Raw genomic sequence first — 21707 nt, 5'->3', positions numbered from 1 at the left:
GATTTTTCCGACACAATCCGGTGTCTTTTTACCAATTAACGATTAACCGCGGAATTCGCTGCGACCGTTGTACTTGGCTTTGCCATTCAACTGCTCTTCGATACGCAGCAGTTGGTTGTACTTGGAAACGCGGTCCGAACGGCACAGGGAGCCGGTCTTGATCTGGCCTGCCGCGGTGCCCACAGCCAGGTCGGCAATGGTCGAATCTTCGGTTTCGCCGGAGCGGTGCGAGATCACGGCGGTGTAACCAGCGGCCTTGGCCATCTGGATGGCTTCCAGGGTTTCGGTCAGGGTGCCGATCTGGTTGAACTTGATCAGGATCGAGTTGGCGATCTTTTTATCGATGCCTTCTTTCAGGATCTTGGTGTTGGTCACGAACAGGTCGTCGCCCACCAGCTGAGTTTTCTCGCCGATCTTGTCGGTAAGGATTTTCCAGCCAGCCCAGTCGGACTCGTCCAGACCGTCTTCGATCGAGATAATCGGATAACGCTCGGTCAAGCCTTTCAGGTAGTCAGCGAAACCTTCAGCGGTGAACACCTGGCCTTCGCCGGACAGGTTGTATTTACCGTCTTCGTAGAATTCGCTGGCAGCGCAGTCCAGCGCCAGGGTCACGTCGGTGCCCAGCTTGTAACCGGCGTTGGCCACGGCTTCGGAGATCACTTTCAAAGCGTCTTCGTTCGAAGCCAGGTTCGGTGCGAAACCACCTTCGTCACCCACTGCAGTGCTCAGGCCACGGGCCTTCAGAACAGCTTTCAGGTGATGGAAAATCTCGGTGCCCATGCGCAGACCTTCCGAGAAAGACTTGGCGCCTACTGGCTGAACCATGAATTCCTGGATGTCGACGTTGTTATCGGCGTGCTCGCCACCGTTGATGATGTTCATCATCGGAACCGGCATCGAGTAAATACCCGGGGTGCCGTTCAGGTTGGCGATGTGAGCGTACAGCGGCAGGTCCTGGTCCTGCGCGGCGGCCTTGGCGGCTGCCAGGGAAACGGCGAGGATCGCATTGGCGCCCAGGGAACCTTTGTTTTCAGTACCGTCGAGCTTGATCATCGCGTGATCCAGCGCTTTCTGGTCGCTTGGGTCTGTACCCAGCAACAGATCACGGATCGGACCGTTGATGTTGGCGACGGCTTTGAGTACGCCCTTGCCCAGGTAACGGCTCTTGTCGCCATCACGCAGCTCGAGCGCTTCACGCGAGCCAGTGGAAGCACCGGACGGCGCGCAAGCACTGCCGATGATGCCGTTATCGAGAAGCACGTCCGCTTCCACGGTGGGGTTGCCACGGGAGTCGAGAACTTCACGACCTTTGATGTCGACGATTTTTGCCATTGTTGTAAACACTCCAAAGTTGACGAAAACGACGCAGCTGAAGGAAATCTTGTATCGCCGGCAAGTAATGTGCAGCGGGCAGACTTGCGGACGATAAGGCTCAGACCCGAGGGCCTGAGCATTAATTCGTGCGGTACTTTACCGGAGAAATGAGGATTACGCGGTTTCTACCGTCGGAAAACTCTTCACCAGTTCGTCCAAAGCTTTGAGCTGGGCCAGGAATGGCTCCAGTTTGTCCAGACGCAAGGCGCAAGGGCCATCGCATTTGGCGTTGTCCGGGTCCGGATGCGCTTCGAGGAACAGACCGGCCAGCGACTGGCTCATGCCAGCCTTGGCCAGATCGAGGACCTGAGCACGGCGACCGCCAGCGGAATCGGAGCGACCACCGGGCATTTGCAGCGCGTGGGTCACGTCGAAGAACACCGGGTATTCGAACTGCTTCATGATGCCGAAGCCGAGCATATCGACGACCAGGTTGTTGTAGCCGAAGCTCGAACCGCGTTCGCAGAGGATCAACTGATCGTTACCCGCTTCCACGCATTTGCTCAGGATATGTTTCATTTCCTGAGGCGCGAGAAACTGGGCTTTCTTGATGTTGATCACCGCACCGGTCTTGGCCATCGCGACCACCAGGTCGGTCTGGCGCGACAAGAAGGCCGGCAGCTGGATGATATCGCAGACTTCAGCGACGACCGCGGCCTGATCAGGCTCGTGGACGTCGGTGATGATCGGCACGCCGAACGCTTGCTTGATGTCCTGGAAAATCCGCATGCCCTCTTCCAGGCCGGGGCCACGGTAAGAGGTCACGGAGGAACGGTTGGCCTTGTCGAAGCTGGCCTTGAACACGTAAGGGATACCGAGTTTCTGGGTGACCTTTACGTATTCTTCGCAGACCTGCATCGCCATGTCGCGGCTTTCCAGCACGTTCATGCCACCGAAAAGCACCATTGGCTTGTCGTTGGCAATCTCGATATCGCCTACGCGGATGATCTTCTGGGCCATCGGATTTACGCCTTCTTCTGGTGTTGAACCAAAGCTGCTTTAACGAAACCGCTGAACAACGGGTGACCGTCGCGTGGTGTCGAGGTGAACTCAGGGTGGAACTGGCAAGCGACGAACCATGGATGATCCGGGGCTTCAACCACTTCTACCAAGGCGCCATCACCGGAACGACCAGTGACTTTCAGACCGGCTTCCATGATTTGCGGCAGCAGGTTGTTGTTCACTTCGTAGCGGTGACGGTGACGCTCGACAATCACGTCCTTGGCGTAGCAATCGTGCACCAGGGAACCCGATTCCAGCAGGCAATCCTGAGCGCCAAGGCGCATGGTGCCGCCCAGATCGGACGATTCGGTACGGGTTTCGACGGCGCCGGTGGCATCTTCCCACTCGGTGATCAGACCCACGACCGGATGACCGCTGGCACGATCGAACTCGGTGGAGTTGGCGTCTTTCCAGCCCAGCACGTTACGAGCGAACTCGATCACGGCCACTTGCATGCCCAGGCAGATGCCCAGGTACGGAACCTTGTTTTCGCGAGCGAATTGAACGGCAGTGATCTTGCCTTCCACGCCTCGCAGACCGAAGCCACCAGGTACCAGAATCGCGTCGACACCTTCCAGCAGCGCAGTGCCCTGGTTTTCGATGTCTTCGGAGTCGATGTAGCGCAGGTTGACCTTGGTGCGGTTGCTGATGCCGGCGTGACTCATCGCTTCGATCAGCGACTTGTAGGCGTCCAGCAGTTCCATGTATTTGCCGACCATCGCGATGGTGACTTCATGCTCAGGGTTGAGCTTGGCGTCGACCACGGCTTCCCACTCGGACAGATCGGCGCCGCCACATTGCAGGCCGAAACGCTCGACAACGAAATCATCCAGGCCCTGGGAGTGCAGAATGCCCGGGATCTTGTAGATGGTGTCGGCGTCTTCCAGCGCAATCACCGCACGTTCTTCAACGTTGGTGAACTGAGCGATCTTGCGACGCGAGGAGATGTCGATCGGGTGATCGGAACGGCAGACCAGCACGTCAGGCTGCAGGCCGATGGAACGCAGTTCCTTGACCGAGTGCTGGGTTGGCTTGGTTTTGGTTTCGCCGGCAGTGGCGATGTACGGCACCAGTGTCAGGTGCATCAGCATCGCGCGCTTGGCGCCGACTTCGAAACGCAATTGACGGATCGCTTCGAGGAACGGCTGGGACTCGATATCACCCACGGTGCCACCGATCTCGACCATGGCCACGTCGGCATCGCCGGCGCCCTTGATGATCCGGCGCTTGATTTCGTCGGTGATGTGCGGGATCACCTGAATGGTGGCGCCCAGGTAATCACCACGGCGCTCTTTGCGCAGGACGTGTTCGTAGACACGGCCGGTGGTGAAGTTGTTGTTCTGGGTCATGGTCGTGCGGATGAACCGCTCGTAGTGGCCCAGGTCCAGGTCGGTCTCGGCGCCGTCGTGGGTGACGAACACTTCACCGTGCTGGAACGGGCTCATGGTGCCCGGGTCAACGTTGATGTACGGGTCCAGCTTCAGCATGGTGACCTTAAGTCCCCGCGCCTCCAGGATGGCCGCCAATGAAGCCGATGCGATGCCTTTCCCCAATGAAGAAACAACACCGCCCGTGACGAATATGTAGCGCGTCATGAAAAACCCTAGAAGTCTGCGTTAAAGCGGTCCGAGCCGCCGGGGAAAGCGAAGGAAGGCCGAAGCCCCCGATCACCTGCATTAATCACAGTGCACCTTTCAAAAAAACCGCCGCGTTGGGACAGACCGGAAGATGAAACACCGGTACGTTGCTCGCTACACATTTTTTGGAATCGCCCAGCAAAGACTGCTTGGTAATCGGCAACTCCTGCAATTCAGGCGAATCCACAGAAGTTGTATCAAGAAGGGAGCGTAGTCTACCGGAAAGCCCCTTTCAGCTCAAACCTAGATCTTCGTGCGGTGGCTGCCAATGCAAATTCCAATGGTCCTTTGCACTGCCATCCAAGCCCCGCAGGTTGGCCACCGCCAGCAATTGCTCGTCTCGGTAGAGCAGCGGCAATCTGCCACGGACGAAACACGGCACGCCGCTTTCATTGAGCAATCGCTTCAGATCGCGATGGCCGCGACCGGGCAGATTCATCACCTCACCTCCCTCACGATAGCGGATATGCAGCAAGCCATCGGGGATTTGGCCGGTAAGTGTGAGCACGCCGTTATCCGGCAACGCCAGCGATAGCGAGGGTTCAGGCCAATTTCCGACGGCGGGCGACGGGCGCAACCAACTGCCGGACAACCACCAGATACGCCCACCCGCCCGATGCAATTCGCCATCCGCCAGCCGCCAGATCGGGCAGGCATCGCCGGTGGCATCACGTAAATTCTCCCAACCCGACCAATGGTCACTGTCCGGCAGTCGCGTCAGCGGTTCGAGCCAATGACTTAAGGCATTACGCTGACGAGCAGCGGACAGCGTTGCCAATGGCCCCAGCTCAAGGGACGGCAATCCCAGCCAATCAAAATCATTGGCCGTGCTGGCACCGGCCAGGTCGATTTGCGCAAGCTCATCGAGCAATCCCTGCGCTTCGCTCAGGTGCGCAGCGCTGCGGGCCATGGTCGTTACCGCTTGCGGCCAGCGCTTGGTCAATCCCGGGAATACCTGATGGCGCAGGTAATTTCGCGAGAATTGCCGATCCTGGTTCGATGGGTCTTCGATCCAGCTCAGCCGATGCTCCGCCGCATAGGCCTCAAGCTCAGCCCGCGTGACATCGAGCAATGGCCGCAGCAGCAGCCCTTTACCGAGTGGGCGCTGGCGTGGCATCCCCGACAATCCCCTCACCCCTGCCCCACGCAACAGCCGAAACAACAACGTTTCCGCCTGATCGTCACAGTGCTGGGCGGTCATCAACACATCATTGGCCTGAGTCGCCTCGATGAACGCGGCATATCGCGCATCCCGGGCGGCACGCTCAAGGCTGGCGCCGGGTTGAACCTGCACACGAACAACCTGCAGCGGCACACCCAGCGCATCACAGACCGACTGACAATGATCCGGCCACGCATCAGCCACAACCTGAAGGCCGTGATGAACATGGATGGCGCTTAGCGCCGGCAAGGATTCGGTTTTCGCGAGGTGTACGAGAAGGTGCAGCAGAACGGTGGAGTCGAGACCACCAGAGAAGGCGATGCGCCAGGCCGTAGCGTTGCGCCACGGTTTCAGATTCAGCAAAAGCCTGGCAGGCAAATCAATCATTGGCCGACTCATAGCGTTCCCTTTACACAAAACAAATGTGGGAGCGAGCCTGCTCGCGATAGCGGCATAACAGCCAACAGATTAGTTGAATGTTAAGCCGCTATCGCGAGCAGGCTCGCTCCCACATAGGTAAAGCGAGGTCAGATCAGAGACCGTAGCTCATCAGACGCTCGTAACGACGAGCCAACAGCGCTTCGTTATCGAACTTCTTCAACATCGCCAGCTGCGAGCTCAGCTCGGCACGGATCGATGCAGCTGCAGCAGCCGGATTACGGTGTGCGCCACCCAAAGGCTCGCCGATTACTTTATCCACAATACCCAGGTGTTTCAGGCGCTCGGCAGTGATGCCCATGGCTTCAGCTGCGTCCGGCGCTTTTTCGGCGGTCTTCCACAGAATCGAGGCGCAACCTTCCGGCGAAATCACCGCGTAAGTCGAGTACTGCAGCATGTTCAGTTGATCACAAACGCCGATCGCCAAAGCACCACCGGAACCACCTTCACCGATCACGGTGGCGATGATTGGGGTTTTCAGGCGCGCCATGACGCGCAGGTTCCAGGCAATCGCTTCACTCTGGTTGCGCTCTTCAGCGTCGATACCAGGGTAGGCGCCCGGGGTGTCGATGAAGGTCAGGATCGGCATTTTGAAACGTTCGGCCATTTCCATCAGGCGGCACGCCTTGCGGTAGCCTTCCGGACGCGGCATGCCGAAGTTGCGGCGAACTTTCTCGCGCACTTCACGGCCTTTCTGGTGACCGATGATCATTACCGGCTGGTCGTCCAGACGGGCAATGCCGCCCACGATCGCAGCGTCGTCGGAGAAGTGACGGTCGCCGTGCAGCTCGTCGAACTCGGTGAAGATGTGTTCGATATAGTCCAGGGTGTACGGACGTTTCGGGTGACGCGCCAGACGCGCGATCTGCCAGCTGGTCAGCTTGCCGAAGATGTCTTCGGTCAGCGTGCTGCTTTTGTCCTGCAGGCGGGAGATCTCATCGCCGATATTCAGCGAATTGTCATTACCGACCAAGCGCAACTCTTCGATCTTGGCTTGCAGGTCGGCGATCGGCTGTTCGAAATCTAGAAAATTCGGGTTCATAGGCGTCCGTCTTGGGTCGACATCCAAGAGAGCTTGGGCCGGCCGGTTGTCTATTCGCGCCCTACCTTAAGGGAGAGGCGCGTTCAGGTCGAGATTAAAAATTCAGGTCGAGATCAGGCGCATCTATAGCACCTGACCGTCAACGGTATTGGAGGAAGACGTTGTCTCGCCCGAACTGGTCACGCAGGGCTTGAATCAAGGCATCCGCCGGATCAATCCGCCAGGTCTCGCCGAACTGCAGCAAGGCCTTCGCATCGGGACTGGTGTACTCCATGGTGATCGGGCACGCGCCACGGTGACGCTTGAACAACTCACCCAGCCAGCGTAGCTGATCGCCTTTCAAATCCTGGGTCTGCAGCTTCAAGCGCAGGCTTTCGGCCAGGTTGGTGCGTGCATCTTCCATGCTCATCACCCGCTTGACCCGCAGCCGCAAGCCACCGGAGAAATCGTCGTTACTGACTTCGCCTTCGACCACCACCATCGCGTCGGTCTGCAACAGCGACTGCGCCGAATGGAATGCTTCGGCGAACAGCGACGCTTCGATCCGGCCCGAGCGGTCGTCGAGGGTGATAAAACCCATCTTGTCGCCCTTTTTGTTCTTCATGACCCGCAGGGCGATGATCATGCCCGCAACGGTCTGGGTATCACGGGCCGGTTTCAGGTCAATGATGCGCTGACGGGCGAAACGGCGGATCTCACCTTCGTATTCATCGATCGGGTGACCGGTCAGGTACAGGCCCAGGGTGTCTTTCTCCCCTTTCAGGCGTTCCTTGAGGGTCAGTTCCTTGGCTTTGCGGTGATTGGCATAGACGTCGGCATCTTCTTCGACGAACAAACCGCCAAACAGGTCGACATGACCGCTGTCGTGGGTACGCGCGGTTTGTTCGGCCGCCTTGATCGCCCCTTCCATGGCATTCAGCAAGACCGCTCGGTTGCGGTCGATATTGGCCTGATAGGCTTTCTGCTCGTCATGGAAGTAAGGGCCCAGACGATCCAGCGCACCGCTGCGGATCAAACCGTCCAGGGTGCGCTTGTTGATACGTTTGAGGTCGACACGGGCGCAGAAATCGAACAGATCCTTGAACGGACCTTCCTGACGCGCCTCGGTGATGGCTTCCACCGGACCTTCGCCCACACCTTTGATCGCGCCGAGGCCGTAAATAATCCGGCCTTCGTCATTCACCGTGAACTTGAACTCCGAAGTATTCACATCCGGCGCGTCGAGACGCAGCTTCATGGTGCGAATTTCTTCGATCAAGGTCACGACCTTGTCGGTGTTGTGCATATCCGCCGACAGTACCGCGGCCATGAATGGCGCCGGGTAGTGCGTTTTCAGCCAGGCGGTCTGGTATGACACCAGGCCATAAGCGGCGGAGTGGGATTTGTTGAAGCCGTAACCGGCGAATTTCTCTACCAGGTCAAAAATGTTACCGGCCAGGTCGGCGTCGATATTGTTGGTCTTGCAACCGTCAATGAAACCGCCGCGCTGCTTGGCCATTTCTTCGGGTTTTTTCTTACCCATGGCTCGACGCAGCATGTCCGCGCCGCCGAGGGTGTAACCGGCCATGACCTGAGCAATCTGCATCACCTGTTCCTGATACAGGATGATGCCGTAAGTCGGTGCCAGAACCGGCTTGAGGCCTTCGTACTGGTAGTCCGAGTGCGGGTACGCGAGTTCGGCGCGACCGTGCTTACGGTTGATAAAGTCGTCCACCATGCCCGATTGCAACGGGCCCGGACGGAACAGGGCCACCAATGCGATCAAGTCTTCCAGGCAGTCGGGCTTGAGCTTTTTGATCAGCTCTTTCATGCCGCGCGACTCGAGCTGGAACACCGCGGTGGTTTCGGCTTTTTGCAGCAACTGGTAAGTCGGCTTGTCATCCAGCGGGATGAACGCGATATCCAGCGGCGGCTCATCAACCTTGGCGCGATCACGGTTGATGGTTTTCAGCGCCCAGTCGATGACCGTCAGGGTCCGCAGACCGAGGAAGTCGAACTTCACCAGGCCAGCAGCTTCAACGTCGTCCTTGTCGAACTGAGTGACCAGGCCATCACCGGCCTCATCGCAATAAATCGGCGAGAAGTCAGTCAGTTTGGTCGGGGCAATAACCACACCACCGGCGTGCTTGCCGACGTTACGCACAATGCCTTCAAGCTTGCGGGCCATTTCCCAGATTTCCGCGGCCTCTTCATCAACCTTGATGAAGTCACGCAGGATTTCTTCCTGTTCGTAGGCCTTTTCCAGGGTCATGCCGACTTCGAACGGAATCATCTTCGACAGACGATCCGCCAGGCCGTAAGACTTGCCCTGTACCCGCGCCACGTCGCGGACCACAGCCTTGGCCGCCATGGAACCGAAGGTGATGATTTGGCTTACCGCGTTGCGGCCGTATTTTTCGGCCACGTAGTCGATTACACGGTCACGACCGTCCATGCAGAAGTCGACGTCGAAGTCGGGCATCGATACCCGTTCCGGGTTAAGGAAACGTTCGAACAGCAGGTCATATTCCAACGGATCGAGGTCGGTGATCTTCTGCACGTAGGCCACCAGCGACCCGGCACCCGATCCACGGCCTGGGCCTACCGGCACGCCGTTGCTCTTGGCCCACTGGATAAAGTCCATAACGATCAGGAAGTAACCGGGGAACCCCATCTGGATGATGATATCCAGCTCGAAGTTCAACCGGTCGACGTAGACCTGACGCTTGGCTTCGTAGTCTTCGGTGGTGTCCTTGGGCAGCAGAACGCTGAGGCGATCCTCCAGGCCATCGAAGGAAACCTTGCGGAAATATTCGTCGATGGTCATGCCATCGGGGATCGGGAAGTTGGGCAGGAAGTGAGTGCCCAGCTTCACTTCGATGTTGCAGCGCTTGGCAATCTCGACGGTGTTTTCCAGCGCTTCAGGAATGTCGCTGAACAGCTCGGCCATTTCCTCGGCGCTTTTGAGGTATTGCTGATCGCTGTAATTTTTCGAACGCCGCGGATCGTCGAGGGCACGCCCCTCACCGATGCAAACGCGGGTTTCGTGGGCGGCGAAGTCTTCCTGCTTGATGAAGCGCACGTCGTTGGTCGCGACCAGCGGCGCACCGATTTTTTCCGCCAGGGCCACGGCACCGTGCAACTGTTCTTCGTCGTTGGGGCGGTTGGTGCGCTGGATTTCCAGGTAGAAGCGATCCGGGAACACGGCCATCCATTCACGTGCCAGGTTTTCCGCTTCGGCCGGGTTGCCACTGAGCATCGCCAGGCCGATCTCGCCTTCTTTGGCCGCCGACAGCATGATCAAGCCTTCGCTGGCTTCGGCCACCCACTCACGCTCGATGATGACCGAGCCATTGCGCTGGCCGTCGATGAAGCCGCGAGAGATCAGTTCGGTGAGGTTGCGATAACCCACGGCGTTCATCGCCAGCAGGCTGATCCGGCTCAGAGCGTTATCCGGATCCTTGTTCGACAGCCACAGGTCGGCACCACAGATCGGCTTGATCCCGGCGCCCATGGCGGCTTTGTAGAATTTGACCAGGGAACACATGTTGTTCTGGTCGGTGACCGCTACGGCAGGCATGTTCATGCCGACCAGGGTCTTGACCAGCGGTTTGATCCGCACCAGACCGTCGACCAGGGAGTACTCAGTGTGCAGGCGTAGATGAACGAATGAAGCCGGCATAGTGATCCTGCGTTATGTCATGAAAACAACAAGGCCCGGATTGTACCGGGCCTTGGCAAAAACATCAGCCTTGCGACTAACTCTCGATCAGGTTTTCCCGCGCCTCGTATGCCAGGCGAACCGGGGCGAACGAGCGGCGGTGAATCGGCGTTGGCCCCAAGCGGGCCAGCGCCTCCAGGTGAACGGGCGTCGGGTAGCCTTTGTGGCCGCCAATGCCGTAACCCGGGTAAATCAATTCGAACGCGGCCATCTCGCGGTCGCGGCTGACCTTGGCCAGAATCGACGCTGCAGCGATGGCCGGTACCTTGCCGTCGCCCTGCACCACCGCTTCGGCGCGCATGGACAGTTTCGGGCAGCGGTTGCCGTCGATCATCGCCAGTTTCGGCTGAATGTGCAGACCTTCGATGGCGCGCTGCATGGCCAGCATGGTGGCGTGCAAGATGTTCAGCTCGTCGATTTCTTCGACTTCAGCCCGGGCGATGCACCAGCTCAGGGCCTTTTCGCAGATTTCGTCATAGAGTTTTTCGCGGCGGGCTTCGGTGAGCTTCTTCGAGTCGTTCAGACCCAGGATCGGACGGCTCGGATCTAGGATCACGGCAGCCGTTACCACGGCGCCACAGAGTGGGCCGCGACCGACTTCGTCAACACCGGCAACCAATTCTTCAACTTCAGCGACCAAGGTGAAATCCAGCCCCATTTGCATGCTTGTTTTACTCATTGTACTTGGCCGATCAGTTTCAGCACTGCATCTGCAGCCTGGTTGGAGGCATCCAGACGAAGGGTCCGATGGATTTCGTCGAAGCCGCGAGTCTGTTCTTCACCGCCTTCGATCAGTGGCGACAGCGTCTGGGCCAGGGCTTCAACCGTCGCATCGTCCTGCAACAACTCGGGCACCAACAGGCGCTGGGCCAGCAGATTCGGCAACGAGACGTAGGGACTCTTCACCATCCGCTTGAGAATCCAGAATGTCAGCGGTGCCAAGCGGTACGCGACCACCATCGGCCGTTTGTACAACAACGCTTCAAGCGTCGCCGTTCCGGAGGCAATCAGTACCGCGTCGCAGGCCGCCAGGGCCAGATGGGATTTGCCGTCGAGCAATGTCAGCGGCAGATCGCGACCGGCCAGCAGCTCTTCAAGCTGGGCCCGGCGCTGCGGGCTCGCGCATGGCATGACGAAGCGTACGCCCGGACGCAGGGCCCGCAAGCGCTGGGCGGTATCGAGGAACAGCGCACCAAGACGCCCAACCTCACCGCCACGGCTGCCCGGCATCAGGGCGACCAGCGGCCCGTCGGGCAAGCCGAGTTCAGCCCGCGCGGCGGCACGATCGGCTTCAAGCGGGATCGCATCAGCCAGGGAGTGCCCGACAAACCGCACCGGCACGCCCTTCTCTTCATAGAATTTCGCTTCGAACGGGAACAGCGTCAGCATCAGATCGCAGCCTTCGCGAATCTTCAGCACCCGTTTCTGCCGCCACGCCCAAACCGACGGGCTCACGTAATGCACGGTCTTGATCCCGGCCTGACGCAGCTTGAGTTCGATATTGAGGTTGAAGTCCGGGGCATCGATACCGATGAACACGTCCGGCTTCTCGGCGATCAGGTCGGCAACCAGCTTCTTGCGGCGTGCCAGCAACTCGCGCAAGCGGCCCAGCACTTCCACCAGGCCCATGACCGAAAGACGTTCCATCGGGAAATACGAGGTCAGGCCTTCGGCCTGCATCAGCGGACCACCGACACCGATGAACTCGACTGCCGGATGCTGTGCCTTGAGTGCGCGCATCAGACCCGCGCCAAGAATGTCGCCGGAAGCCTCACCCGCCACCAGCGCGATACGCAGATTAGCCATGATTAACGAGTGATGCCGCGGGTCGAAGACTGGATGGAATCACGGAATACCGCGACTTCCGGGAACTGATCCGAAGGCTCGGCCAGTTCGGCGAGTGCCTGTTCGACCGTCAGGCCCTGGCGATAAACCACCTTGTAGGCACGCCGCAGCGCGTGAATCGCATCTTCGCTGAAACCGCGACGGCGCATGCCTTCAAAGTTCATGCTGCGGGCTTCTGCCGGGTTGCCAAACACCGTGACGTACGCCGGGACGTCCTTGCCGATGGCGGTGCCCATACCGGAAAAGCTGTGGGCGCCGATATGGCAATACTGGTGAACCAGGGTAAAACCGGACAGGATCGCCCAGTCTTCAACGTGCACATGGCCCGCCAACGCGGTGTTGTTGACCAGGATGCAGTGGTTGCCGATGACGCTGTCGTGGCCGATGTGGGCATAAGCCATGATCAGATTGTGATCACCCAGGGTTGTTTCAGAACGGTCCTGAACGGTCCCACGGTGAATCGTCACGCCTTCACGGATGACGTTGTGGTCACCGATGACCAGGCGAGTTTCTTCACCCTTGTATTTCAGATCGGGCGTGTCCTCACCTACCGAAGAGAACTGGTAGATGCGGTTGTGCTTTCCGATTCGGGTCGGGCCTTTGAGAATCACATGCGGCCCGATCACTGTCCCCTCGCCGATTTCCACACCTGCACCGATGATCGACCAAGGGCCGACCTCGACGCCGTCGGCCAGGATAGCCGTCGGATCGATGATTGCGCGAGGGTCAATCAAACTCATAGTTTGCGTTCCGCGCAGATGATTTCAGCAGAGCAGACTGGCTTGCCATCGACCGAAGCCTGGCACTCGAACTTCCAGATCTGACGCTTGCAGCTGATGAAGCGGGCTTCGAGGATCAACTGATCGCCTGGGGTGACGGGCTGGCGAAAACGCAGCTTGTCGGAGCCAACAAAGTAGTAGAGCGTGCCGTCGGCTGGCTTCACGTCAAGCATTTTGAAGCCAAGGATACCGGCAGCCTGAGCCATCGCTTCGATGATCAATACGCCCGGCATGATTGGATGCGCGGGGAAGTGACCATTGAAGAACGGTTCGTTGATGCTGACATTCTTGTAGGCGCGAATGCGCTTGCCTTCCACATCCAGATCCACGACCCGGTCCACCAGCAGGAACGGGTAACGGTGAGGCAGGTATTCGCGAATCTCGTTGATGTCCATCATTTCGGGGGGAAGCCTATGTAAAGATTGGGAGGCGCGACTGACGCGCACCCCTCTAGCAAATCAAGGAGGCAGTCTAGCGGCTGTGCACACTTGATATGGAAATGGTATCAGCCATCTGATGAAGCATTACCGTCAGGGGTCACTTCCCCTACTCGCTTTTCCAGCTGTCGCAACCGCCGCGCGATGTCATCGAGCTGACGGATGCGTGCCGCGCTTTTGCGCCACTCGGCTGCCGGTTGCATGGCTGTACCGGAAGAATAGGAACCCTTTTCGGTAATCGAATGGGTCACCATGGTCATCCCGGTGATGAAAACGTTGTCGCAAATTTCGATATGCCCCACCAGCCCTACGCCACCGGCGAGCATGCAATGCTTGCCGATTTTGGTGCTGCCGGAGATTCCCACACACGCTGCCATGGCGGTGTGATCACCGACCTGCACGTTGTGGGCGATCTGAATCTGGTTGTCGAGCTTCACACCATTACCCAGAACGGTATCGGCCAGTGCACCGCGATCGATAGCGGTATTCACGCCAATCTCCACGTCGTCACCGACCAGCACACCACCGATCTGGGCGATCTTCTGCCAGACACCTTTCTCGTTGGCAAAACCGAACCCCTCGCCACCGAGCACCGCGCCGGATTGAATCACCACCCGCTTACCGATGCGCACGTCGTGATACAGCGTGACTCGCGGGGCCAACCAACCGCCCTCGCCAATCTCGCAGCGAGCACCGATGAAGCAGTGCGCGCCAATAGTCACACCCGCAGCAATACGCGCGCAGCTTTCGATCACCGCAAAGGCGCCAATGCTCGCCGCCGGATCGACCACTGCATCCGCTGCCACAACGGCTGTCGGATGAATACCGACAGCGGCCTTTGGCTTGGGATCGAACAGATGGGAAATCCGCGCGTAGGCCAGATACGGATCAGGCACGACCAGCGCATTACCTGCAAAACCTTCAGCATCAGCGGCCTTCAGCAACAACGCTGCGGCCCGGCTATCCGCCAGGTATTTACGGTATTGGGGGTTTGCGAGAAAGCTCAACTGAGCTGGGCCAGCCTCTTGCAAAGTGGCTAGCCCAGTAATTTCTTTCTCCGGGTCGCCACGCAGTGTGGCGCCGAGGAACTCGGCCAATTGGCCGAGCTTTATAGTCGCTGTCATGGTTACTTCAGCTGATTCATGCGCTCGATAACCTGGCGAGTGATGTCGTACTGAGGTTTGACATCAATCACTGCGCCACGCTCGAAGACCAGGTCAAAAGCACCTTTCTTGATGACTTCTTCCACAGCGCTGTCCAGTTTCGGCTTGAGCTGCTTCAGCATTTCACGGTCGGCAACGGCTTTGGCTTCGTTCAGTTCCTTGGACTGGAACTGGAAGTCGCGGGCCTTTTGCTTGAACTCGAGTTCCAGGCGTTCACGCTCACCTTGCTGCATCTTGTCGCCGCCAGCCATCAGACGGTCCTGGATACCTTTGGCACTGCTTTCCAGAGTCTTGAGCTTGGTCAGCTGTGGGCCGAACTTCTTCTCGGCATCAACGGCGTACTTCTTGGCCGCATCCGATTCCAGCAGAGCCATCTGATAGTTCAGCACGGCGATTTTCATGTCGGCAAAAGCCGGACCTGCAACCAGTACGGTCGCCAGGAGAACCAATTGAGTCAACTTACGCACGATGCACTCCTACAAAATCCATTGTCGTTATCTTGGGTCAGACGCTTAGAACGTCTGGCCGAGGGAGAATTGGAACACTTGAGTCTCGGCATTGCTGTCCGGTTTTTTGACTGGCATCGCCAAGGCGAAGCTCAACGGACCCAGGGCGGTAACCCATGTCACACCGACACCTACCGAACTGGCCATATTGCTCAGGCTGACATCGTTACACTGAGTGTTGGACTGCGAACCATTGGCGTTAGTGCTCTGCTTGCAAGTCGAATCGAACACATTACCCACGTCCCAGAATACTGAAGTGCGCAAGGAACGCTGATCTTTCACGAAAGGCAGAGGGAACAGAACTTCTACACCACCCTGAATCAGGACGTTACCACCAAACGGTAGTGGATCCTGATCCGGGTCGGCTGTGGTCCCAGGGTTCACGCCACGGCTCGGAGTACTACGAGGCCCCAGTGTGCTGTCCTTGAAGCCACGTACCGAGTTGAAACCACCAGCATAGTAGTTTTCATAGAACGGCAAGCCATCGGTCGAACCATAACCATCGCCATAACCCAGCTCGGTGTGGAGGCGCATGGTGTAATTTTCAGACAGCGGCTGGAACAATTGACCGCGGTAATCGAGCTTGAAAAACGACAAGTCGCTGCCCGGCGTCGTGGCTTCCGCGGTCAAGCTCTGGGAGTGACCACGGGTTGCCAGTACACCTTTGTTCAAGGTGGACTCTGACCAACCAGCCGATGCCTTGAAGTTGAGGTACTGATCGCCTTCCTTGTTAACGAAGGCGAAAATCTCGTCAACGGTGTACTGACCAGTCTTGATCTTGTCTTCCTGTGCAGACAGACCGAAGGTCAGGCGCGAAGTCTCGCTGATCGGGTAACCAACGCTGACGCCTGCACCCAGACTGTCGACGGCGTAGCTGGCTACGTTGACATCGAGGTCTTTATAGTCGGTGGTGCGATAAAACGCGTTGTAACCCAGGCTCACGCCATCAGCAGTCCAGTACGGGTCGACATAACCGAAGTTATAGCGGCTCTGGTACTGACTGCGGGTCAAGCCGATGCTGACCTTGTTACCCGTACCCAGGAAGTTGTTCTGGGTGATCGAACCACCGAGGATCAGACCGGCGCTCTGGGCAAAACCAACGCTGGCGGTAATCGAACCGGAAGCCTGTTCTTCAACGCTGTAGTTCACGTCTACCTGGTCGTCGACGCCCGGCACGGCCGGTGTTTCGACGTTGACTTCCTTGAAGAAGCCCAGACGTTCTAGACGAGTCTTGGATTGGTCGATCAGGTAAGTCGAAGCCCAGCCACCTTCCATCTGACGCATTTCACGGCGCAGCACTTCGTCTTCGGACTTGGTGTTGCCACGGAAGTTGATGCGGTTCACGTAAGCACGCTTGCCCGGATCGACGGCGAACGTGATATCGACGGTGTGGTCTTCATCGTGAGGCTGAGGCACGCCATTGACGTTGGCGAAGGTGTAACCCTCGTTACCCAGACGGCGGGTGATCAGTTCGGACGTGGTGGTCATCAGCTTGCGCGAGAACACCTGGCCTTTCTGGACCAGCAGCAGAGACTTGACCTGGTCTTCAGGGACTTTCAGGTCACCGCTCAGCTTGACGTCACGGACGGTGTACTTCTCGCCTTCATTGACGTTGACGGTGATATAGACGTGCTTCTTGTCCGGGGTGATGGACACCTGGGTCGAAGCGATATCCATGTTGATATAGCCACGGTCCAGGTAGTAGGAGCGCAGACGCTCCAGGTCACCGGAAAGTTTTTCACGAGCGTACTTGTCATCGTTCTTAAAGAACGACAGCCAGTTGGTGGTCTTGAGTTCAAACAGGTCGGTCAGGTCTTCTTCAGGGAAGACGGTGTTACCCACCACGTTGATGTGCTGGATAGCAGCAACGGTGCCTTCGTTGATGTTGACCTTCAACGCAACGCGGTTGCGCGGCTGCGGCACCACTTCGGTGTCGACGGTGGCCGAGTAGCGACCCTGAGCGACGTATTGACGCTGCAGCTCGTTACGCACACCTTCGAGGGTGGCGCGCTGGAAGATCTCGCCTTCGGCCAGACCGGATTGTTTGAGGCCTTTCATCAGGTCTTCAGTGGAGATCGCCTTGTTACCCTCGATCTCGATACTGGCGACCGACGGGCGCTCGACTACAGTGATGACCAGGACGTTGCCTTCGCGGCCCAGCTGGATATCTTGAAAGAAACCGGTTTTGAACAACGCACGAGTGGATTCCACCAGGCGACGATCATCCGCCTGTTCACCGACGTTCAACGGCAAAGCACCAAAGACGCTACCCGCGGAGACCCGCTGGAGGCCATTGACGCGAATATCAGAGATAGTGAAGGACTCGGCGTGAACTTCGGCGATCATCAATACGGTGAGAACCGCAGTTAGCAGCAGACGTTTCATGAAGTCCTTTCTTATTCCAACTGGCAATAAACAAACTGCCGCAAAATGCGGCAGATTCGCAATTCAGCGAAGCGTTACAGTCGACCCAGATCATTGACAAGAGCAAGCAACATCACCCCGATCACCAAACTGATACCGATCTGTATCCCCCAACCCTGCACCCGATCTGACAAGGGGCGACCACGCGCCCACTCGATCAGATAAAACAACAAATGTCCCCCATCCAGTACAGGAATGGGCAACAAATTCAGAACCCCCAAGCTAATACTCAGATAAGCAAGGAAATTCAGGAAATCAGCGACACCCGACTGGGCAGAAGCGCCCGCCACTTTAGCAATGGTTATCGGTCCACTCAAGTTTTTTACCGAGAGCTCACCGAACAACATTTTCTTGAGCGAATCGAGGGTCAGTACGCTCATGGTCCAGGTGCGTCGAGCACCCTCCCCAATTGCTGCCACAGGACCATAACTAACTTCGCGGATCATCTCCGGCGGCCAATCAACTGCCTTCACCCCTGCCCCCAGATAACCACTGGGTGCCTTCTTCTCGCCGCGAGCGGCCAGCGTCACAGGGACGTCGATTTGAGCACCATCACGCTCGACGCGCAGCATGATTTTGGTATCAGGGTGCATACGGACCGTGTCCACCACCTGCTGCCAGTCATCAAGCGACTTGCCGTCCAGAGCCAACAGTCGGTCACCGGTCTTCAGGCCAGCAGCCTGTGCCGGGCCTTTCGGGTCAAGTTCGGCCAGGACCGGTGGCAGCGCCGGACGCCAAGGGCGCAAGCCCAGCGAACGAATCGGATCCGGCTCATCGGCCCCCTTGAGCCATTTATCCAGTATCAGTTCACGGGGCGAATCCACTGTGGAACCCTGATCACGGACCAGCAACTGCAGGGAACCGCTCTCTCCAAGACGACGAACCAACTGCAGGTTCACCGCAGCCCAGCCGGAAGTTGGTTCGCCATCGATGGCAATGATTTCCTGGCCCGCGCTCAAACCAGCCTTGGCAGCGATACTGCCGGATTCGACCGCACCAATGACCGGGCGCACCTGCTCGCTGCCGAGTATGGCGAGCACCCAGAAAAAAATCATCGCCAATAAAAAGTTGGCAATCGGACCCGCCGATACGATAGCGATACGCTGGCGGACGGATTTGCGATTGAAGGTTTGATCGAGCTGATCAGCCGGCACTTCGCCTTCGCGCTCATCGAGCATTTTCACGTAACCGCCCAGCGGGATCGCGGCGACGACGAACTCAGTGCCCTTCTTGTCGTGCCAGCGCAGCAACGGCATACCGAAGCCCACGGAGAAACGCAGCACTTTGACCCCACAGCGACGTGCGACCCAAAAATGGCCGAATTCGTGAAAGGTGACCAGCACACCCAAAGCCACCAGGGTGCCGACAATCATATAGAGCGCGCTCATCTACTTTCTCCGCAATCCTGTCCAGTGCCGCATGGGTCAACGCATTGCAGCACTTACCGCCCGTGACGACTCAACCATTGTTCGGCCAGTACTCGCGCTTTCGCGTCGGCCGTGAACACTGCCTCGAGATCATCAACCGCAACCACGGGCTCGAGATTCAATACTTCTTCGATGATACTCGCGATTTCCGGGTAGCGAACCCGCCCGTCGAGAAAGGCCGCGACCGCCACTTCATTCGCTGCATTGAGCATGGCCGGCGCGCTGTTGCCGGATTCGGCCGCCTGACGCGCAAGGCGCAGACACGGGAATCGCTCTTCATCAGGCGCCTGAAAGTCCAGCCGCGCAATTGCAAACAGGTCCAGCGGCGCAACACCCGAGTCGATTCGCTCAGGCCAGGCCAGCGCGTTGGCGATCGGCGTGCGCATGTCAGGGTTACCTAACTGGGCCAATACCGAACCGTCGATGTAATCGACCAGCGAATGAATCACGCTTTGAGGATGAATCACCACTTCGACCTGGGACGGCTTGGCATTAAACAGCCAGCAGGCTTCGATCAGCTCCAGCCCCTTGTTCATCATGCTGGCCGAATCCACCGAAATCTTGCGCCCCATGGACCAGTTCGGATGGGCACACGCTTGCTCAGGGGAAACATGCACCAGTTCAGCCATAGGTGTCTGTCGGAACGGACCACCAGAGGCCGTGAGTAAAATCCGACGCACCCCGACGGCACCCAGTCCACGAGCGAAATCCTGTGGCATGCACTGGAAAATCGCATTGTGTTCGCTGTCGATGGGCAGCAACACCGAACCACTCTTGTGCACCGCCTGCATGAACAGCGCACCGGACATCACCAATGCTTCTTTGTTGGCCAGGAGAATTTTCTTGCCGGCTTCGACCGCCGCCAGAGTTGGTCGCAAGCCCGCAGCGCCAACGATAGCCGCCATGACCGCATCGACCTCAGGATCGGAAGCAACCTGACACAGGCCTTCCTCACCCACCAGCACGCGAGTCGACAGACCTGCGGCGCGCAAGTCGTCCTGCAAGCCTCGGGCAGCAACCGCCTCGGGTACCACGGCGAAGCGCGGCGTATGACGAATGCACAACGCCAACAGCTCGCTCAAACGGGTGAAACCGCTCAAGGCGAAAACCTGATAACGCTCAGGATGGCGAGCGATGACGTCAAGCGTGCTCAGACCAATCGAACCGGTCGCCCCCAGGACGGTAATCTGCTGCGGGCGGCTCACGGTGCCGCCATCCACAGGAGCACAGCAAACACCGGAATCGCTGCCGTCAGGCTGTCGATACGGTCCAGCACGCCGCCATGCCCCGGAAGCAGATTACTGCTGTCCTTGATCCCGGACTGACGCTTGAACATGCTTTCGGTGAGATCGCCTACCACCGAGATAAACACGATGATGGCTGCACCCATCAGACCTTTGAACAGCTGCGCCACTGTCCAGTCTCGAACCAGACCGACAATGACAGTAATGACCAGACTCGCCACGAGGCCGCCGTAGACGCCCTCCCAGCTTTTGCCGGGACTGACCTGTGGCGCCAGCTTGCGCTTGCCAAAAGCCCGGCCCGAGAAATAAGCACCGATATCAGCGCCCCAGACCAGCACCATCACCGCCATGATCAGCCAGTTGCCCAAAGGCTCCTGTTTGATCTGAATCAGACCTTGCCAGGCAGGCAGCAGGATCAGCAGACCGATCATCAGCTTGCAGGCAGCGCTGGACCAAAGTTCGCTGGAGCGCGGATACGTCAGCACCAGATAGGTTGCAACACCCCACCAAAGCACCGAAGCGCCCAACACCCAAGGCGCGAGCCCAGGCACGATATGCATGACAAACAGCATCAGCGCGACCACTGCCGCATAGGCAAGGCGGATCGGCTGCTCAATGAAGCCCGCCAGGCGAGCCCACTCCCATGCACCAAGAGTCACGACCAGCCCGATGAACAGCGCAAAACCGGTGCCCTCGAGCAGGAAAAACCCGCACAAGGCAATCGGCAGCAGGATCAGCGCAGTGATGATTCGTTGTTTAAGCATTAAACCCGGGCTCCAGCCTCGACCTGCTCGCTCGTTTTACCGAAACGGCGCTGCCGAGAAGCAAAATCGGCCAGCGCGGTACGCATGGCATCGTGTTTGAAGTCCGGCCAGAACAGGTCGGAGAAGTACAACTCGGCGTAAGCCAGTTGCCACAGCAGGAAGTTACTGATGCGGTGCTCGCCACCGGTACGGATGCACAAGTCTGGCAACGGCAAATCGCCAGTCGCCAGACAGGTTTGCAACAGTTCCGGGGTAATGTCTTCCGGGCGCAGGTGCCCGGCCTGGACTTCCCGAGCCAGACGCTGTGCGGCCTGCGCGATATCCCACTGTCCGCCATAGTTGGCAGCGATCTGCAGAATGAAGCGATTGGTGCCCGCTGTCATTGCCTCGGCCTCACGCATGGCAGCCTGAAGCTCCGGATGAAAACGCGAACGGTCGCCAATGATGCGCAAACTGATGTTGTTGTCGTTGAGGCGTTTGGCCTCGCGACGCAGCGCCTTGAAGAACAAATCCATCAAGGCACTGACTTCATCGGCCGGGCGCTGCCAGTTCTCACTGGAGAACGCGAACAGGGTCAGTACTTCGACCTTGGCCTCGGCACACACCTCAATCACCGCCCGCACTGCATCCACGCCCGCTTTATGCCCGGCGACACCCGGCATAAAGCGTTTTTTCGCCCAGCGATTATTACCATCCATGATGATCGCGACATGGCGCGGCACCGCGGCCGGTGCAGTCTGCTTTGTCTTATCCATTAAAACGT

The 21707-nt window shown here is 58.2% G+C and carries 17 protein-coding genes; all 17 read right to left on the bottom strand.

Annotated elements, in window-relative coordinates:
* Positions 1–42: 42 nt before the first annotated feature.
* The gene (eno, locus tag IB252_RS01445) at positions 43–1332 is read right to left on the bottom strand and encodes a phosphopyruvate hydratase (protein ID WP_111451001.1); all 1290 of its coding nucleotides are present in this window, start codon (positions 1330–1332) and stop codon (positions 43–45) included.
* Between the two features lie 156 nt (positions 1333–1488).
* Positions 1489–2334 (bottom strand): 3-deoxy-8-phosphooctulonate synthase, encoded by an 846-nt coding sequence (kdsA, locus tag IB252_RS01440; protein ID WP_111451002.1) that lies wholly within the window; start codon positions 2332–2334, stop codon positions 1489–1491.
* Positions 2335–2339: 5 nt separating this feature from the next.
* Positions 2340–3971 carry a CTP synthase gene (locus tag IB252_RS01435; protein ID WP_111451003.1) on the bottom strand — a complete coding sequence of 544 codons (1632 nt, stop codon included), beginning with the start codon at positions 3969–3971 and terminating at the stop codon, positions 2340–2342.
* Between the two features lie 274 nt (positions 3972–4245).
* Positions 4246–5574 carry a tRNA lysidine(34) synthetase TilS gene (gene tilS, locus IB252_RS01430; protein ID WP_192406395.1) on the bottom strand — a complete coding sequence of 443 codons (1329 nt, stop codon included), beginning with the start codon at positions 5572–5574 and terminating at the stop codon, positions 4246–4248.
* A gap of 133 nt (positions 5575–5707) precedes the next feature.
* Positions 5708–6655 (bottom strand): acetyl-CoA carboxylase carboxyltransferase subunit alpha, encoded by a 948-nt coding sequence (locus IB252_RS01425; protein WP_111451005.1) that lies wholly within the window; start codon positions 6653–6655, stop codon positions 5708–5710.
* 139 nt (positions 6656–6794) lie between these two features.
* Positions 6795–10316, bottom strand: a complete 3522-nt coding sequence (dnaE, locus tag IB252_RS01420; RefSeq protein ID WP_192406388.1) for a DNA polymerase III subunit alpha — start codon at positions 10314–10316, stop codon at positions 6795–6797.
* A gap of 76 nt (positions 10317–10392) precedes the next feature.
* Positions 10393–11019 (bottom strand): ribonuclease HII, encoded by a 627-nt coding sequence (rnhB, locus tag IB252_RS01415; RefSeq protein ID WP_008154045.1) that lies wholly within the window; start codon positions 11017–11019, stop codon positions 10393–10395.
* 11 nt (positions 11020–11030) lie between these two features.
* The gene (gene lpxB, locus IB252_RS01410) at positions 11031–12161 is read right to left on the bottom strand and encodes a lipid-A-disaccharide synthase (protein WP_192406386.1); all 1131 of its coding nucleotides are present in this window, start codon (positions 12159–12161) and stop codon (positions 11031–11033) included.
* A 2-nt stretch (positions 12162–12163) separates the two neighbouring features.
* Positions 12164–12940: an acyl-ACP--UDP-N-acetylglucosamine O-acyltransferase gene (gene lpxA / locus IB252_RS01405; RefSeq protein WP_033056289.1), complete on the bottom strand. Its 777-nt coding sequence runs from the start codon at positions 12938–12940 to the stop codon at positions 12164–12166.
* Complete coding sequence (gene fabZ, locus IB252_RS01400; protein WP_008154051.1) at positions 12937–13377, bottom strand: 3-hydroxyacyl-ACP dehydratase FabZ; 441 nt, start codon at positions 13375–13377, stop codon at positions 12937–12939. The genes lpxA and fabZ overlap by 4 nt, the downstream gene beginning before the upstream one ends.
* A gap of 107 nt (positions 13378–13484) precedes the next feature.
* Entirely contained in the window at positions 13485–14540 is a 1056-nt protein-coding gene (gene lpxD, locus IB252_RS01395; protein WP_192406384.1) for a UDP-3-O-(3-hydroxymyristoyl)glucosamine N-acyltransferase, read from the bottom strand.
* A gap of 2 nt (positions 14541–14542) precedes the next feature.
* Positions 14543–15046 (bottom strand): OmpH family outer membrane protein, encoded by a 504-nt coding sequence (locus IB252_RS01390; RefSeq protein ID WP_008028980.1) that lies wholly within the window; start codon positions 15044–15046, stop codon positions 14543–14545.
* Between the two features lie 45 nt (positions 15047–15091).
* A complete protein-coding gene (gene bamA / locus IB252_RS01385; RefSeq protein ID WP_192406382.1) occupies positions 15092–17470 on the bottom strand; it encodes an outer membrane protein assembly factor BamA in 2379 nt (792 codons plus the stop codon).
* A 74-nt stretch (positions 17471–17544) separates the two neighbouring features.
* On the bottom strand, positions 17545–18897 hold the full coding sequence (rseP, locus tag IB252_RS01380; protein WP_192406380.1) for a sigma E protease regulator RseP: 1353 nt from the start codon (positions 18895–18897) through the stop codon (positions 17545–17547).
* A 53-nt stretch (positions 18898–18950) separates the two neighbouring features.
* Positions 18951–20141: a 1-deoxy-D-xylulose-5-phosphate reductoisomerase gene (ispC, locus tag IB252_RS01375; RefSeq protein WP_192406378.1), complete on the bottom strand. Its 1191-nt coding sequence runs from the start codon at positions 20139–20141 to the stop codon at positions 18951–18953.
* Complete coding sequence (locus IB252_RS01370) at positions 20138–20944, bottom strand: phosphatidate cytidylyltransferase (RefSeq protein ID WP_192406376.1); 807 nt, start codon at positions 20942–20944, stop codon at positions 20138–20140. Before IB252_RS01370 ends, ispC begins: the two co-directional genes overlap by 4 nt.
* On the bottom strand, positions 20944–21699 hold the full coding sequence (gene uppS, locus IB252_RS01365; protein ID WP_111451013.1) for a polyprenyl diphosphate synthase: 756 nt from the start codon (positions 21697–21699) through the stop codon (positions 20944–20946). Before uppS ends, IB252_RS01370 begins: the two co-directional genes overlap by 1 nt.
* Between the last annotated feature and the right edge of the window lie 8 nt (positions 21700–21707).

Source organism: Pseudomonas sp. PDM10, assembly GCF_014852295.1.
Taxonomy (GTDB): domain Bacteria; phylum Pseudomonadota; class Gammaproteobacteria; order Pseudomonadales; family Pseudomonadaceae; genus Aquipseudomonas.
The sequence above is the reverse complement of the archived record's forward strand: the minus strand, read 5'-3'. Positions and strand labels throughout refer to the sequence as shown.

Bases quoted from the DNA above. Each gene is read 5' to 3' on its own strand.
- eno (WP_111451001.1), bottom strand. From the start codon at position 1,332: ATGGCAAAAATCGTCGACATCAAAGGTCGTGAAGTTCTCGACTCCCGT.
- kdsA (WP_111451002.1), bottom strand. From the start codon at position 2,334: ATGGCCCAGAAGATCATCCGCGTAGGCGATATCGAGATTGCCAACGAC.
- IB252_RS01435 (WP_111451003.1), bottom strand. From the start codon at position 3,971: ATGACGCGCTACATATTCGTCACGGGCGGTGTTGTTTCTTCATTGGGG.
- tilS (WP_192406395.1), bottom strand. From the start codon at position 5,574: ATGAGTCGGCCAATGATTGATTTGCCTGCCAGGCTTTTGCTGAATCTG.
- IB252_RS01425 (WP_111451005.1), bottom strand. From the start codon at position 6,655: ATGAACCCGAATTTTCTAGATTTCGAACAGCCGATCGCCGACCTGCAA.
- dnaE (WP_192406388.1), bottom strand. From the start codon at position 10,316: ATGCCGGCTTCATTCGTTCATCTACGCCTGCACACTGAGTACTCCCTG.
- rnhB (WP_008154045.1), bottom strand. From the start codon at position 11,019: ATGCAAATGGGGCTGGATTTCACCTTGGTCGCTGAAGTTGAAGAATTG.
- lpxB (WP_192406386.1), bottom strand. From the start codon at position 12,161: ATGGCTAATCTGCGTATCGCGCTGGTGGCGGGTGAGGCTTCCGGCGAC.
- lpxA (WP_033056289.1), bottom strand. From the start codon at position 12,940: ATGAGTTTGATTGACCCTCGCGCAATCATCGATCCGACGGCTATCCTG.
- fabZ (WP_008154051.1), bottom strand. From the start codon at position 13,377: ATGATGGACATCAACGAGATTCGCGAATACCTGCCTCACCGTTACCCG.
- lpxD (WP_192406384.1), bottom strand. From the start codon at position 14,540: ATGACAGCGACTATAAAGCTCGGCCAATTGGCCGAGTTCCTCGGCGCC.
- bamA (WP_192406382.1), bottom strand. From the start codon at position 17,470: ATGAAACGTCTGCTGCTAACTGCGGTTCTCACCGTATTGATGATCGCC.
- rseP (WP_192406380.1), bottom strand. From the start codon at position 18,897: ATGAGCGCGCTCTATATGATTGTCGGCACCCTGGTGGCTTTGGGTGTG.
- IB252_RS01370 (WP_192406376.1), bottom strand. From the start codon at position 20,944: ATGCTTAAACAACGAATCATCACTGCGCTGATCCTGCTGCCGATTGCC.
- uppS (WP_111451013.1), bottom strand. From the start codon at position 21,699: ATGGATAAGACAAAGCAGACTGCACCGGCCGCGGTGCCGCGCCATGTC.